The following is a 14,189-nucleotide window of genomic DNA, read 5'->3' as shown; positions in this document are numbered from 1 at the left end:
GCCGAGCCGGCCGAAGCCAGCCCAGCAGCCCGGGAGAAAACGTTCGCGGACGTTACAGGCCCATGCCTGCAAGCTCGTCCACGGTGTCCTTGTTGATCGGCAGCAACTGGTCGACGATGATGTCGTTGCCCACCGGCTTGATGACGCCGAGACCCGGAATGTCGTCGCCTTCCTTGACGCTCTCGCCCTTGATCAGGCGATCCGCCATGGTGACGAAGACTTCGCCGGCCTGTTTCGGATTCCACATGAAGCCGCCGGAGATCGCATCGGACTTGATCAGCTTCTGGCCCTGGCCGGGCGAGAAGGGACCAAGCACGAAGATTTCGCCGGTCTTGCGGCGCTCTTCGACGGCGCGGCCGGCGCCGATCGGGCCTTGGCTGCCGAAGGCTAGAAAGCCCTTGAGATCGGGATGGGCGGAGATCAGGTCGAGCGCGGTGGAGCGGCTCTTGTCGACATCCTCGGCGACGCCGTAGCGTTCGCCGACCAGCTTCATGTCGGGATGGTTGGCCTTGAGATAGGCGACTGCCGCATCGGCCCAGGCATTGTGGAGCGGAACGGTGAGCGAGCCGACGAACACGGCATATTCACCCTTGCCACCCGTCTTCTCGGCCAGAAGCTTGGCATGCGCTTCGCCGAAACCGGTTGACGAGGCCAATTCGAAGTTCCAGTCGGCCCCCTTCTGGCCGGGCGATTCATGGGTGATGACAATGATGCCGGCTTCCTTCGCCTTGGCCAGAACCGGTTCCAGCACCTTGGCATCGTTCGGGACGACGCCAATGACCTTGACGCCCTGGGCGATCAGATCCTCGATGGCGCGTACCTGAAGTGCCGGGTCGGCGCTGGTCGGGCCGACCATGAAGGCATCGACGCCAAGCTTGGCGCCCTGCTCCTTGATCCCGGCTTCCATGGCGTTGAACCACGGAATGCCGCCGATCTTGACGACGACGCCAACCTTGTCGGCGGCCATCGCCGCAAACGAAACGCCGAACGACAACGACGCGGCAAGCGCCGCGATCATGAACTTCTTCATCGTAAAATCCTCCTCCAAACGTTTCCGCGCGGGAAACACGGCAAGCCGTCCGAATGACGGGTTGCAAGACCTCAGATCAGAGTTGACGCGGAATTCGCATCCTCCCACTCCCCGCCTCCTCAAGCGGGACCATCTTCATCGGCACAATCGATATTTCTTTTTTGCACAATCGATGGTGCAATTAATATCTTTTAGAATTAAACTTTCGTCAAGTGGGGATTGCCAATAAGCAATCGGGAGGAGGCAGCGTGAAAAACCAGGCTAAGAAAAAAGCGACGATCTATGATCTCTCGATCCTGTCGGGCTGTTCCGCTTCAACTGTCAGCGCCGTCCTGAACGGCACCTGGCGCAAGCGGCGCATCAAGGAAAGCACTGCCGAACTCATCCAGAACCTTGCCGAACAACATCAATACACCGCGAACCTGCAAGCTCGCGGATTGCGCAGTTCACGCTCGGGCCTGGTCGGACTGCTGCTGCCGGTGCACGACAATCGCTATTTCTCGTCGATGGCCCAGACCTTTGAAGCCGAAGTGCGCCGCCACGGCAAATGCCCGATCGTCGTCAGCGCCTGCCGCGATCCGCAGGAAGAACTGGCGACGGTCGAAACCCTGATTTCCTATTCGATCGACGAACTGTTCATCGCCGGCGCCACCGATCCCGACAGTGTGCACGCGCTATGCGAGGCCGCCGGCATCAGGCACATCAATATCGACCTGCCCGGCACCAAGGCGCCGTCCGTCATCAGTGACAACTACGAGGGCGCGCGCATGCTGACGGATGCGATCATCCGCAGCTTCGGCGCCGACAATCCCTTGGCGCCGGACGAACTCTACCTGTTCGGCGGCCGCAACGACCATGCCAGCCGCGAGCGTATCAAGGGCTTTCGCGATACCAAGACGGCGATGCTGGGCTCCGATCCGGAAGAATGCATCCAGCCGACCGGGTATTCGCCCAATATGACGCAGACCGCCTTCGAACGGTTTTACGAGCGCGAGGGAAAGCTGCCGCGCGGCTTGTTCATCAACTCGTCGATCAACTTCGAGGGCCTGTTGCGCTTCATGGCGCAGCATCCGCACGAGACCTTCGCCGATATCGTCGTCGGCTGCTACGACTACGACCCGTTCGGCTCCTTCCTGCCCTTCCCGGTCATCATGATCCGCCAGGACATCGAAAGCATGCTGGCCAAGGCCTTTTCGATCATGGAAGAGCACCGCCCGGCCATCAGCGTCCACCTGATCCAGCCGGACCTCGTCCATCCGCGCACCGCGCTCAAGGGGCCGCTGGATGCGATCAAGGATATCGACGGTTAGGCCGAAAACACATGCGCGCTGGCGGGATCGAAGCCGAGCGAGATCGCATCTTCCCGGCTGATGCGCGACGCTGCCTGATGGCCGAAGGCAGACGCACGGACAGTGCGGCTCCAGTCTCGGCAGCGGCGGCAAAATGGATATCGCTGCCGAGGAAAATGATGCCCGTGACAGTTGCGGCGAGGTGCGTGCCGCCGCCCCGGTCGCTCAGTGCGTCAGGGAGAGCCGCTCGGGCCGCAGCATCAGCGCCGCCTTGCCGCCGGTCGTTCCAAGCCCCTGCACCGGCACGCCCCGGATCGTCGTGTTTGAGCCGACGACAATGTCCACCCGCCCGCCCCGCCATCGTGATCCGGCATCAGCACGAAATCATGGTCCTGCCCCAGACGCAGGGAGATCGCGCGGCCGATTTCGCCTGCGGCCCCGTGACGATGGCGACGGATGATGCCATGCCGGTTCCTTTCTGGACATGCTGTGCGTCAATCCCCGAGAAGCTGGCGATCGTCGCCGTCGCGGTGGGCGACGAGTTGCTGCTTGATGCGCCGCAGCGTTACCGTCGCTTGGGGCTGGATGTGATAGGCGACGAGGCTGGCGATGATATCGACCAGCGCGAGATAGGCGATACGGGTCGAGGTCGGTCGATAGATGTTCGTGCCCTCCGGCAGGTCGACCGGCACGGTAATGTCGGCGGCGCGGGCGACGGGACTGCCGCTCTGCGTCAGCGCGATCGTCGTCACCTTCTGCTCGCGCGCCAGCGTGAAAGAGCGCACCAGTTCGGCATTCCGGCCGGAAAACGAGGAGCCGATCAGCACATCACCCGGCCGCACGGCAGCCGCCATCATCAGTTGCATGCTGTGATCGGAACTGGCGGTGACGCGCAGTCCGAGGCGAAACAGCCGGTTCTGCAGCTCTCTGGCGATCATCGAGGAATTGCCGCCGGACCCGAAGGCATAGATCATCTCCGCACCGGCCAGCCGCTCGGTCGCCTTTTCGATGGCTGCGAGATCGAGATTCTTGTGCAGGATGAACAGCGCATTTTGCGCCTTCGAGACAACGTCCTGCGCCACATCCCCTGGCTCCCGGCTTTTCGGCTCGGGCTTGAGGTAGCGCATGCCGACATAGGCCGTGCGCGCAAGCTGCACCTTGAAGTCGGAAAAGCTGTCGCAGCCCAGCCGCCGGCAGAAGCGGGTCACGGTCGGTGGCGAGACATCCGCCTTGCCGGCCAGCTCGATGATCGAGGCATTCACGGCGAATTCGAAATCGGTCAGGAGAATATCGGCAATCCGGCTTTCGGCCTGGGAAAGCTTGCCCTTCTCCTCCTGAAGCGTTGAGAAAATATCCATCAGAAAACACCTTCAATGACATCGCGCGGCGGCCTTTCGAAGGCCGCCCGAAACCGCTGCAATGCTGCGATCCGGCACACGATTCTCACCCGATGTCCATCTCTGCTCCCAATGCCACCGCTCCGCTCAGGCCGTCTTTTCCTTGTAGGCGATGCAGTCGATCTCGACCTTGCAATCGACCATCATCGACGCCTGCACGCAGGCGCGCGCCGGCGGATGGCTGCCGAAATAGTCCTGATAGATTGTGTTGAAGGTCCAGAAATCCCGGGGATCGTCCAGCCAGACTCCGACGCGAACGACATGCTCGACGCCGTAATCGGCCTCCTTCAGGATCGCGAGCAGGTTCTCAATCGTCTTGTGCGTCTGCTGGATGATGCCACCCTCGATGATTTCGCCGTTCTCCATGGCGACCTGTCCGGAAACATGGAGCCAGCCATCGGCCTCGACGGCGCGCGCAAAGGGCAGCGGTTTGCCGCCCGCGCCCACCTGTCCGGTTCCGTAACGCTTGATCGCCACAGCTTTGTCCTTGCAAATTATTTTCTTAATCCGTTGACAAATGACCATAAGACGCGGATTTTGACCAGAGAAAAACACAATTTATGAAAATAATTTCAATATCAGGGAGCAAGCGTGCGCGATCCTTTCCGCAATCCGTTTTCCGTTTCAGACACCGTGCGTCATTCCATCTGGCAGATGCTGGTCGAACGCGACATCGATGCTTTCCTTTCTGCCGACTGGTCAAAAGTGGCCGATGATTTCGTCGAAGACGGCTTTATCGGTATCGACGGAAAGCGCTCGGTCAGCCCCGACAAATGGCGCCTCGCCTTCCCGTCGCTGGCTGCCTATCGCGACGAATGGCTGCGCCAGGCGCAGGATTTTGCCGGACAATCCTTCGCCGAGGATACCCGCAACGTCATCTTCACCACGACGACGCTCGAGGATATCGAGATCGAAGGCGACATGGCGCTGGCCCGCAAGAAGTTCGACGGAATCCTCAAGAAGTCGGATGGAAGCATCGACGTCCTGAAATGGCAGACGCTCTATTATTGCCGGCTGCATGAGGGACGGTGGAAGATCTCCGGCTTCACGGGTTACCTGCCCAATCCGATGGATGACGCCTGAGCGGCAAGCAGGAGGCAAAGGCATTGCGCATATTCACCGCCGCCCTGGCGACCGAGACCAACACCTTCTCACCGATCTGCGTCGATCGCCGCGCCTTCGAGGCCTCGCTTTATGCAGCCCCCGGAGAGCATCCGAAAACGCCGACCCTTTGCTCCGCGCCGATTACCGTCGGCCGCCGACTGGCCGCCGAAAAGGGGTTCGAGCTTGTCGAGGGCACCGCCGCCTGGGCGGACCCCGCCGGCCTCGTCAATCGTCTGGCTTATGAAGGCCTGCGCGACGAAATTCTCGACCAACTGCGCGCCGCCCTGCCGATCGATGCCGTCGTGCTCGGGCTGCACGGCGCCATGGTCGCCGATGGCTACGAGGATACGGAAGGGGATTTCCTGGCGCGTGTGCGCGAGATCGTCGGGCCGGACATCCTCGTCTGCGCCGAACTCGATCCGCACAGCCACCTCACCGCCAAACGGATCGCCGCCGCGAACTTCTTCGTCTACTTCAAGGAATTTCCACACACCGATTTTGTCGATCGCGCCAAGGACCTCTGGCGGATCGCGCTCGATACGCTGGCCGGACGCGTGAAGCCGATCATGTCGGCTTTCGATTGCCGGATGATCGACGTCTACCCGACCTCGCGCGACCCAATGCGCTCCTTCGTCGATAGAATTGTCCAGATGGAAGCGGATGATCCGGATATCCTGTCTATCTCCGTCGTCCACGGTTTCATGGCCGGCGACGTGCCGGAAATGGGCACCAAGATGGTCGTCATCACCGACGGCAAGCCGGAAAAGGGAGCAGCCCTTGCCCGCGAACTGGGTCTCGATCTCTTTTCCAAGCGTGGCACCTTCATCATGCCGCAGATCGACGAGCGGGAAGCCGTTTCGCGTGCCATGTCCGCGACAAGCGGTCCTGTCGTCATCGCCGATGTCTGGGACAATCCGGGCGGCGGCACCGCCGGGGACGCGACGGTTCTGCTGGCCGAACTTCTCGCGCAGGGCGCCACGGACACGGCGGTCGGCACGATCTGGGATCCGATGGCGGTGCAGATCTGCATGGCGGCCGGCGAAGGCGCCGAGATCCAGTTGCGTTTCGGCGCGAAATCCGCGCCCGGCACAGGCAATCCGATCGATGGCATCGTCAAGATCGTCCGGCTGGTGCGCAATGCCGAAATGCGGTTCGGCGAGAGCTTCGTCCCCTTCGGCGATTCCGCCCATATCCGTCTCGACGGGATCGACATCATTCTGAACTCGACCCGCGCCCAGAGCTTCGACCCGAGCCTGTTCTCGACCATGGGCATCGATCCGACGGCAAAGAAAATCCTGGTGATCAAGTCGACCAACCATTTCTATGCGTCCTTCGCCAGGATCGCCGCGGAAATCCTTTACTGTTCGGCCGGCACACCGTATCCGAACAATCCGGCCCGCACGGCCTATCGCCGCGCGCCGCGCGATATCTGGCCGATGGGACAATCCCCACGGGATGGAACAGGGAGCAGCGTGACATGACCCACAGCGACGCCACCATGATGCCGAAGCCGGGCGATACCCTGTCCTCGGTTTCGACCCCGCGCCCCGTCATCGACGAGGACCGCATGGCGCGCAACATCGCCCGCGTGCAAGACTACATGAATACCCACGGCCTTTCCTTCCGGCCGCATATCAAGACCCACAAGATTCCGGCATTGGCCGAGGCGCAGGTCGCCGCCGGTGCCAAGGGCATCAATTGCCAGAAGATCACCGAGGCCGAAGTCTTCGCGGATGCAGGTTTCGAGGATATCCTCATCACCTTCAACATTCTGGGCAGCGACAAGCACGCCCGTCTCTCCGCTTTGAATGACCGGGTGTCTAGCCTCAAGGTCGTGGCCGACAGCACGGCCACCGTCGATGGATTGACGGCCTGGTTCGCCGCTCGCAAGCCGCTGACGGTCATGGTCGAATGCGATACCGGCGGCGGACGCTGTGGCGTCCAGTCGTCACAGGATGCTGTTGCACTCGCTCGCCGGATCAACGATGCGCCCGGCCTCGTTTTCGGCGGCCTGATGACATTTCCGAAGACCGGAGCCGCAGAGGCGGTCGAAACCTTCTTCGCTGCCGCCGTCTCGCAACTCTCGGCCGAAGGGATTCCGTGCCCGGTCGTCAGCAATGGCGGCACGCCCAGCCTGTTCGACGCGCATCTCGTTCCGTCGGCCACCGAGCACCGCGCCGGCACCTATATCTACAACGATCGCTCGCTGATCCGCGCCGGACACTGCACCGAAGACGATTGCGCCATGCACATTCTGGTCACCGTCGTCTCCCGTCCGAACGAGGATCGCGCCGTCATCGATGCCGGCTCCAAGACGCTGACCTCGGATCTGCTAGGTTTCTCCAATTATGGCCTCGTGGTCGGTTATCCTGACGCCGTCATCACCGGCCTGTCGGAAGAACACGGCGTCATCGACCTCAGCCGATGCAAAGGCCGTCGCCCGGCAATCGGCGACCGGCTGCTGATCATTCCCAACCACACCTGCGTGGTCTCCAACCTGTTCGACGACATGGTGTTTCATCGCGACGGCGTCGTCACCCGGGTGGAAAAAGTCGCCGCGCGCGGCCTCGTCTGGTAAACGTGGTTCGGGCGTCCTGACGTCTGGGCCGAGGGGTCGATACTGTCTCCTCCATAATGCCTGTGCTTGTCACAGGCATGACGGAGAGTTTAGAGGCCGCTTGGTCCAAAACCATTCCAGAGTTTGTCGGCACCGGTCCTCGCCTTTTCAGGCGCAACTGATTTTCGGTTCAGCATACCGACTATCAAGCCGCCCCCGCCGACAACGTTATATCGACATCCGTCAGTTCCACACGGCGTTCCAGCGCTATCCCGGACGCATTGAACAAGTGTCAGTCCGAGGCTGCGATGCCGACCGGAACCGTCTCCTCGATCCGGATCGCGGCGCTGCCCGGCAGCAGCATGGCACAGAAGTTCTCGCCTTGACCATCGAGCGATGCATAGACAACCGTCTGGGCGCCTAGACGCTCGATGACCGTCGGTGCGCCTGTCATCGACAGGCCGGACGTACCAATCTGGATATACTCCGGCCGGATGCCCAGCGTCAGCAGCTGGCCGACGAAGTTCGAGCGGCCCTTGACGGGATAAGCGCCGACTGGTCCTTATACACCGCCTGTGGAATTGGCCTATTTCATAAACCGCTTCAAAACGACAAAACCCCACCTTTTACGGCGGAGTTCTGCAAATTTCGATACTAGGCTTTCATCCGGCCGGTGTGTGCGATTGCGAAATTTCAGCCGTGATTTGCCACCGCCGCGAAAAAGCTTTCCGGCGTTTCGACCTCGACCAGCCTGCGTTTCTCGATCAGCCAGAAGCGATTGCCGACCGATCGAACGAAACTGCGATCGTGCGAGACCAGCAGGCAGCTGGCCTCATGCGCCATCAACTCGCCCTCCAGCGCCTCCTGCCCGTCAATATCCAGATGGTTGGTCGGCTCGTCGAGCAGGTAGAAATTGGGGTTGGCGAGCCGCAGGATCAGCATGCCCAACCGCGCCTTCTGCCCACCGGACAGCTGGCCGATCGACCGCCCCTGCATCTCGATCGACATGCCGGCGCCTGCCAGCAGCGAGCGAGCCCGCTGGTCGCCGACATCGAAGCGGCGGGTGATCGCATGCATCGGCGTATCCGCATCGTTAAGATCGGCAAGAGCCTGGTCGCCATATCCGAGAACCAGCGACGGCGTCGCCTTGATACCGTCATGCTGCGCATCCGGCTGCTCGATCGCCTTGCGCAACATGGCGACAAGCCGGGTCTTGCCGGCCCCGTTGGCGCCGAGCAACACGATCCGGTCACCCTGGCAGATGAACTGCTTGCCGGTCTTGAACAGAAGCGTGCCATCCGGCGTCTCCACGTTCGCATCCTCCAGCGTCACCAGCACCTTGGCATGGGTGCCGCGATTGGCAAGCCGGATCGCGCCAGCGGAGCGTTCGTGATGCGCGGGCTTGGCCGCATCCTCCAGCTTGTCCGCCCGCTGTTTCAGTTGCTTGGTCTTGACCACCAGCAGGTCGCTGCCGGAATTGATACCGATATTGTTGAGCTTGGCCGCCTGCCGGCGAAGCTGGTCGGCAACTTTCATGTCGCGCTGGTAGCGCCGCTCGTCGGAGGCATCCATCTCGTCGAGTGCCAGTCGTGCCCGGCTGTAGGTCAGCGAAAAGACCGGCGATTGTTCAGGACGCAGGAACAGCGTCCGGTTGGTCACGGCATCGAGAAAGGCGCGGTCGTGGCTGGAAAGGATAACGGGAACGTCCCTCGGCAGTGCGTTCAGCCAGTCTTCCAGCAAGGCGATCTTGCCAAGGTCGAGATGGTTGGTCGGCTCGTCGAGCAGCAACACGTCCGGCTCCGTCACCCAGACGCGGGCCAGCAGCGCGATCCGTTGCCAGCCGCCGCTCAATTGTTTCATCGACCGCTCCCGCAGCGCATCGGGAACATCGAGCGATTCCAGCACGACATCGGCGCGCCAGCTTTCGTTCTCCCGTTGATCGGCGGGCAGCGCATCCAGAACGGCGTCGCGAAACGTCAAGCCGAGCAAGCCGGGCGCCACGTTCTGCTCGACATAGCCGATCGTCAGCCCGCGCGCCTTGGTAATGTCACCTTCGCCGGGCTCGAGCATACCCGCAAGGCAGCGAAACAGGGTGGATTTCCCCCGGCCATTGGCGGCGACAAGGCCGATGCGGTCGCCGGCATTAATGACGAGATTGAGCTTGGAGAACAAAGGTGCGCTCAGCGTGATGCCGAGATTGCGGATATTGATAAGGGTCATGATCGGTCTCTGATCTTGCCGCGCACGCGTGCATCGAGAGCACTCAGCCATCTTCGATGCGATGCGTATCCTGCGGCGAAACTAAAAGCAGACAACCAAGCCATCAGGCTCGGCGCTGCGGTGCCACGAAGGGCAGACCAGAAAGCGGTTTTGAAAAACTGTCTCGGGTCAGCCCTGCAAACGCATTTGCAGGGCATTGACGGGGCCACGCTGGCGATGGTGCCGGAAAAATGTCATCATAACGCAGCCCTCCTTTCTCGATCAGATGTGTCAAGCGAATAGCATTCCCCGGTCGGAATTACAACCGGCCGCCGAGAACCACGCCCAGGGCGTGTTCACTCACCCCCGCAGACCCGGTGCCTCATGGCCGGTGCGCGCCACATATTCCGTGTAGCCGCCGCCATATTCGTGGATACCCTCGGGCGTGAGTTCCAGCACGCGGTTCGACAGGGCGCCGAGGAAATGACGGTCGTGGGATACGAACAGCATCGTGCCCTCGTATTCCGACAGGGCCTTGATCAGCATTTCCTTGGTGTCGAGATCGAGGTGGTTGGTCGGCTCGTCGAGCACCAGCAGGTTCGGCGGATCGAACAGCATCTTCGCCATGACCAGCCGCGCCTTCTCGCCACCGGAAAGTACCCGGCACTTCTTCTCCACGTCGTCGCCGGAAAAGCCGAAACATCCGGCGAGCGCCCTGAGCGGCGCCTGTCCAGCGCGCGGGAAGGACTCTTCCAGCCATTCGAGAATGGTCAGGTCACCGTCGAGGATGTCCATGGCATGCTGGGCGAAATAACCCATCTTGACGCTGGCGCCGAGCGCAACGCTGCCCTGATCGGGATCGGTCGAGCCGGTGACGAGCTTGAGAAGTGTCGACTTTCCAGCGCCGTTGATGCCCATGATGCACCAGCGCTCCTTGCGCCGCACCATGAAGTCGAGACCTTCGTAGATTGTCCGGCTGCCATAGCTCTTGTAGACATTCTTCAGGTTGATCACATCTTCGCCGGAGCGTGGTGCCGGCAGGAAATCGAAAGCGACGACCTGGCGGCGCTTGGGCGGTTCCACCCGCTCGATCTTGTCGAGCTTCTTCACCCGGCTCTGCACCTGCGCGGCATGCGAGGCGCGCGCCTTGAAGCGCTCGATGAACTTGATTTCCTTGGCGAGCATCGCCTGCTGACGCTCGAACTGGGCCAGCTGGTGCTTTTCGTTCAGCGCCCGCTGCTGTTCATAGAAGGCGTAGTCGCCCGAATAGCTGTTGAGGCCGCCAGCATCGATCTCGATGATCTTGTTGACGAGGCGGTTCATGAACTCGCGGTCGTGCGAGGTCATCAGCAGCGCACCTTCGTAGTTCTTGAGGAAGTCCTCGAGCCAGATCAGGCTCTCCAGATCCAGATGGTTGCTCGGTTCGTCGAGCAGCATGACGTCGGGACGCATCAGGAGAATACGAGCAAGCGCCACGCGCATCTTCCAGCCGCCGGACAGCGCGCCGACATCGCCGTCCATCATCTCTTCGCTGAAGCTCAGGCCCGCCAGCACTTCCCGCGCCCTGCCCTCCAGAGCATATCCGTCCAGCTCTTCGTAGCGCGCCTGCACTTCGCCGTAACGCTCGATGATCGCATCCATCTCATCCAGCCGGTCGGGATCGACCATGGCGGTTTCGAGTTCGTGCAATTCGGCGGCAACCACACTGACCGGGCCGGCACCGTCCATCACCTCGGCAACGGCGCTACGCCCCGCCATCTCACCCACATCCTGGTTGAAATAGCCGACGGTCACGCCCCGCTCGACAGCCACCTGACCTTCATCGGGCTGCTCCTCGCCGGTGACCATCCGGAAGATCGTCGTCTTGCCGGCACCATTCGGGCCGACGAGGCCGATCTTCTCGCCCTTGTTGAGCGCGGCGGAGGCCTCAATGAACAGGATGCGGTGGCTCAACTGCTTGCTGATGTTTTCAATGCGGATCATGTGCGTAGGGTGTCCAGAAACGTTTCGGCGCCCTTATGCCACGTGTCTCGCCGAATGTCGCAGGTTTTTCGCACTGCAATATCGGACTTTCGACGTGCTTTTTCTCAAGGCAATCTTCACGATGCCACGCATGGCGACTACAGAGAGCCACCTGCCGCCATTAAAATGGAGCCTGCCATGACCGACACTGTTCTCGATCGTTTCCTTCGCTACGTCGTCATCGACACGCAATCCGATCCGACGTCATCGGCTCAACCTTCTACAGAGAAGCAGAAAAACCTCGGCCGCCTGCTGGTCGAGGAACTGCTGGCCATGGGCCTGAGGGACGCCCATATGGACGAGCACGGCTATGTCTATGCGACGGTTCCCGCCAATACCGACAAGGACGTGCCGGTCATTTGCTTCTGCTCGCACATGGATACTGCACCCGATTTCACCGGCACCAATGTGAAGCCGAATATCATCCGCAATTATGCCGGTGGCGATATCCAGCTTTCGGGCGATCCGCAGCAAATAATCCGCGTCAGCGAACATCCGGCGCTCCGCGACCAGATCGGCAACGACATCATCACCACCGACGGCACGACCCTGCTCGGCGCCGACGACAAGGCCGGCCTTGCCGAAATCATCAGCGCCGCGCAATTCCTTGTCGATAATCCCGACATCAAGCACGGCACGATCAAGCTGCTCCTGACGGTAGATGAGGAGATCGGCCGCGGCGTCGACAAGGTGGACCTGAAAAAGCTCGGCGCGCGGTTTGCCTACACGATGGACGGAGAGACCGCCGGCCATATCGAGGATGAGACCTTTTCAGCCGATGGCGTCGAGATCACCATCCAGGGCGTCGCCATCCATCCGGGCTTTGCCAAGGGGAGAATGGAGAACGCCATCAAGATCGCCAGCGCCATCATCGACCGCCTGCCAAGGCACCTCTCGCCCGAGCGAACCGACGGCAGGAACGGCTTCATCCACCCGACCGGCGTCATCGGCTCGATGGAAAAGGCGACGATCGGCCTGATCGTGCGCGATTTCAACGATGCCGGCCTGGCGGAAAAGGAAGCCTTGATCGAGGCAATCGTCGCCGACGTGATGCCGGACTATCCGGGCTCCACCTGCAATGTCGAGGTCAGGCAGCAGTACCGCAACATGAAGGCCGTCCTCGATCAGCATCCAGAGATCATGGAAAACGCGCTCGAAGCCGTCCGCCGCGCCGGCATGGAGCCGGTGCGCGGCAGCATTCGCGGCGGCACGGACGGCTCGCGCCTGTCCTTCATGGGCCTGCCCTGCCCCAACATCTTTGCCGGCGGCCACGCCTTCCACTCGCCACTCGAATGGGTCAGCCGTCAGGACATGGAAAAGGCGGTCAGGACCATCGTCGAGCTGGCCAAGGTCTGGGAAGAGCGGGCCTGACGGCATTTCCCGCCCGTAGGATTTTTATGTTGGGCAAAACCCCCCTCTGGCCTGTCGGCCATCTCCCCCACAAGGGGGAGAGACCCAACCGCCGCCCCTTGTTTCAAACGACGGGCCGGGCGACGGGTTAAGCCCCTCCCCCTTGTGGGGAGGGGTTGGGGAGGGGACTTTGCCGTATGAGATCGCCCTGTCTTCTACCCGAGCTTCGACCCGTTCGCCGTGACATAGACGGCATAAAGCGAAGTCGTTCCGGTGATGAACAGCCGGTTGCGCCGCGCGCCGCCAAACGTCACGTTCGAGACGATTTCGGGAATGTGGATCTTGCCGATCAGCGTTCCATCCGGGTCATAGCAATGCACACCATCCGCGGCGCTTGACCAGATCCGGCCCGTCCGATCGATGCGAAAACCGTCGAACATGCCGCTGGTGCAGGTGGCGAAGACCTCGCTGCCGGACAGCGTTCCCGTGTCTGAAACCGCAAACCGCCGGATATGGCGCGGACCGTTTTCCAGATGGCTCGCGCCGGTATCGGCGATGTAGAGGTGCCGCTCGTCCGGCGAGAAGGCGAGACCATTCGGCTTTTCGAAATCATCGGCTACCTTGGTGATGGTTCCGGTGTTCGAGTCGACGCGGTAGACATTGCAGGCGCCGATCTCCTCGTCGCCATATTCGCCTTCATAATCGTGCATGATCCCGTAGGACGGATCCGTGAACCAGATGGAGCCATCGGATTTCACCACGACGTCATTCGGCGAATTGAAGCGCTTGCCCTCGAAGCGATCGGCAATCACTGTCACCGTGCCGTCGAACTCCGTCCGTGTCACTCGCCGCGCCAGGTGCTCGCAGGTCACCATGCGCCCTTGGTTGTCGATGGTGTTGCCGTTGGAATTGTTGGACGGCTGGCGGAAGACGGAGACCGCGCCGCTGGTCTCGTCAAAGCGCAGCATGCGGTTGTTGGGAATATCCGAGCAGACGAGATAACGGCCGGCCGCGAACCAGGCCGGCCCTTCCAGCCAGCGTCCACCCGTCCACAGCCGCTCAACCCGCGCGTGGCCGACGAAACAGGCTCCAAAACGCGGATCCAGAACCTCGAACCCCGTTCCCTCGACTTCTCCGAACATGCTCACTCCCCTTGATGATTCCCGGCCCGCATCCTGATCGACGGGCGGTTGTTTCTTCATGATGATAGCGATAACATATCCGGCAATAAACAGGTTTTT

Annotated in this window: 13 protein-coding genes; 5 read left to right on the top strand and 8 right to left on the bottom strand. The window is 61.4% G+C overall.

Annotation, left to right across the window (positions count from 1 at the left end; all coding sequences use genetic code 11):
- Positions 1-52: 52 nt before the first annotated feature.
- The gene (locus ACST81_RS07825; RefSeq protein ID WP_438752354.1) at positions 53-1,030 is read right to left on the bottom strand and encodes a substrate-binding domain-containing protein; all 978 of its coding nucleotides are present in this window, start codon (positions 1,028-1,030) and stop codon (positions 53-55) included.
- Positions 1,031-1,278: 248 nt separating this feature from the next.
- Between ACST81_RS07825 and ACST81_RS07820 the strand changes: the two genes are divergently transcribed.
- Positions 1,279-2,340 (top strand): LacI family DNA-binding transcriptional regulator, encoded by a 1,062-nt coding sequence (locus tag ACST81_RS07820; protein ID WP_438752353.1) that lies wholly within the window; start codon positions 1,279-1,281, stop codon positions 2,338-2,340.
- Here the strand turns inward: ACST81_RS07820 and ACST81_RS07815 are convergent.
- From ACST81_RS07815 to ACST81_RS07805, 3 genes are all read right to left on the bottom strand, one after another.
- Positions 2,321-2,497 carry a hypothetical protein gene (locus tag ACST81_RS07815; RefSeq protein WP_438753426.1) on the bottom strand — a complete coding sequence of 59 codons (177 nt, stop codon included), beginning with the start codon at positions 2,495-2,497 and terminating at the stop codon, positions 2,321-2,323. The genes ACST81_RS07820 and ACST81_RS07815 overlap by 20 nt on opposite strands.
- A 316-nt stretch (positions 2,498-2,813) precedes the next feature.
- Positions 2,814-3,677 (bottom strand): MurR/RpiR family transcriptional regulator, encoded by an 864-nt coding sequence (locus tag ACST81_RS07810; RefSeq protein WP_438752351.1) that lies wholly within the window; start codon positions 3,675-3,677, stop codon positions 2,814-2,816.
- A 126-nt stretch (positions 3,678-3,803) separates the two neighbouring features.
- Positions 3,804-4,193: a RidA family protein gene (locus ACST81_RS07805; protein ID WP_438752349.1), complete on the bottom strand. Its 390-nt coding sequence runs from the start codon at positions 4,191-4,193 to the stop codon at positions 3,804-3,806.
- A 114-nt stretch (positions 4,194-4,307) separates the two neighbouring features.
- Here ACST81_RS07805 and ACST81_RS07800 point away from each other — a divergent pair, with 114 nt between their 5' ends.
- The 3 genes from ACST81_RS07800 to ACST81_RS07790 are packed head-to-tail and all read left to right on the top strand — an operon-like array spanning position 4,308 to position 7,398.
- Complete coding sequence (locus ACST81_RS07800) at positions 4,308-4,799, top strand: hypothetical protein (protein ID WP_438752347.1); 492 nt, start codon at positions 4,308-4,310, stop codon at positions 4,797-4,799.
- A 23-nt stretch (positions 4,800-4,822) separates the two neighbouring features.
- Positions 4,823-6,301 (top strand): M81 family metallopeptidase, encoded by a 1,479-nt coding sequence (locus tag ACST81_RS07795; RefSeq protein WP_438752346.1) that lies wholly within the window; start codon positions 4,823-4,825, stop codon positions 6,299-6,301.
- Positions 6,298-7,398: a D-TA family PLP-dependent enzyme gene (locus tag ACST81_RS07790; RefSeq protein WP_438752345.1), complete on the top strand. Its 1,101-nt coding sequence runs from the start codon at positions 6,298-6,300 to the stop codon at positions 7,396-7,398. The genes ACST81_RS07795 and ACST81_RS07790 overlap by 4 nt, the downstream gene beginning before the upstream one ends.
- A gap of 271 nt (positions 7,399-7,669) precedes the next feature.
- Here ACST81_RS07790 and ACST81_RS07785 read toward each other — a convergent pair whose 3' ends face one another.
- From ACST81_RS07785 to ACST81_RS07775, 3 genes are all read right to left on the bottom strand, one after another.
- Positions 7,670-7,831, bottom strand: coding sequence for a hypothetical protein (locus ACST81_RS07785; RefSeq protein ID WP_438752343.1), 162 nt, complete (start codon positions 7,829-7,831; stop codon positions 7,670-7,672).
- 239 nt (positions 7,832-8,070) lie between these two features.
- Positions 8,071-9,597 carry an ABC-F family ATP-binding cassette domain-containing protein gene (locus ACST81_RS07780; protein WP_438752342.1) on the bottom strand — a complete coding sequence of 509 codons (1,527 nt, stop codon included), beginning with the start codon at positions 9,595-9,597 and terminating at the stop codon, positions 8,071-8,073.
- A gap of 339 nt (positions 9,598-9,936) precedes the next feature.
- Entirely contained in the window at positions 9,937-11,559 is a 1,623-nt protein-coding gene (locus tag ACST81_RS07775) for an ABC-F family ATP-binding cassette domain-containing protein (protein WP_438752340.1), read from the bottom strand.
- A gap of 177 nt (positions 11,560-11,736) precedes the next feature.
- Here ACST81_RS07775 and pepT point away from each other — a divergent pair, with 177 nt between their 5' ends.
- A complete protein-coding gene (pepT, locus tag ACST81_RS07770) occupies positions 11,737-12,969 on the top strand; it encodes a peptidase T (protein WP_438752339.1) in 1,233 nt (410 codons plus the stop codon).
- A gap of 194 nt (positions 12,970-13,163) precedes the next feature.
- Here the strand turns inward: pepT and ACST81_RS07765 are convergent, their stop codons facing one another.
- Entirely contained in the window at positions 13,164-14,090 is a 927-nt protein-coding gene (locus ACST81_RS07765) for an SMP-30/gluconolactonase/LRE family protein (RefSeq protein ID WP_438752337.1), read from the bottom strand.
- Positions 14,091-14,189: the final 99 nt, after the last annotated feature.

It is taken from the genome of Pararhizobium sp. O133, from assembly GCF_051669845.1.
GTDB lineage: Bacteria > Pseudomonadota > Alphaproteobacteria > Rhizobiales > Rhizobiaceae > Pararhizobium.
The sequence above is the reverse complement of the archived record's forward strand: the minus strand, read 5'-3'. Positions and strand labels throughout refer to the sequence as shown.

Bases quoted from the DNA above. Each gene is read 5' to 3' on its own strand.
- ACST81_RS07825 (WP_438752354.1), bottom strand. From the start codon at position 1,030: ATGAAGAAGTTCATGATCGCGGCGCTTGCCGCGTCGTTGTCGTTCGGC.
- ACST81_RS07810 (WP_438752351.1), bottom strand. From the start codon at position 3,677: ATGGATATTTTCTCAACGCTTCAGGAGGAGAAGGGCAAGCTTTCCCAG.
- ACST81_RS07790 (WP_438752345.1), top strand. From the start codon at position 6,298: ATGACCCACAGCGACGCCACCATGATGCCGAAGCCGGGCGATACCCTG.
- ACST81_RS07785 (WP_438752343.1), bottom strand. From the start codon at position 7,831: ATGACAGGCGCACCGACGGTCATCGAGCGTCTAGGCGCCCAGACGGTT.
- ACST81_RS07780 (WP_438752342.1), bottom strand. From the start codon at position 9,597: ATGACCCTTATCAATATCCGCAATCTCGGCATCACGCTGAGCGCACCT.
- ACST81_RS07775 (WP_438752340.1), bottom strand. From the start codon at position 11,559: ATGATCCGCATTGAAAACATCAGCAAGCAGTTGAGCCACCGCATCCTG.
- pepT (WP_438752339.1), top strand. From the start codon at position 11,737: ATGACCGACACTGTTCTCGATCGTTTCCTTCGCTACGTCGTCATCGAC.
- ACST81_RS07765 (WP_438752337.1), bottom strand. From the start codon at position 14,090: ATGTTCGGAGAAGTCGAGGGAACGGGGTTCGAGGTTCTGGATCCGCGT.